The 269-nt window shown below is 59.5% G+C and carries 1 protein-coding gene; it reads left to right on the forward strand.

The window, feature by feature from the left end:
* The coding region (locus KZZ04_RS19415; protein WP_219423908.1) for a hypothetical protein at nucleotides 1–235 on the forward strand (235 nt) is incomplete at its 5' end.
* Nucleotides 236–269: the final 34 nt, after the last annotated feature.

Below are 269 nucleotides of genomic sequence, written 5' to 3' on the forward strand. Positions count from 1 at the left end.
GCCAAGCCCTGCCACCCAGGAATCCCAGAATTCGATGGGGACCGGCCTCGACACCAATGGTGGCGCGATCATCGACAACGGCGCTGACCCACGCACCAAAGGCAACGATACCCAACGCCAGGCACCGGCAGCGGTGGGCAACGGCAAAATGGGCCCAGGTATCAGCAATGAGCCGAAGGTCAATAAAGGCGATGACAACAACATCCCCGGCGCACCGAAACAACCCGCGCCTTAATGCATCGATAGCAGCACTGACACCCGATCATTTC

Source organism: Pseudoalteromonas sp. CR1, assembly GCF_019392235.1.
Taxonomy (GTDB): domain Bacteria; phylum Pseudomonadota; class Gammaproteobacteria; order Enterobacterales; family Alteromonadaceae; genus Pseudoalteromonas.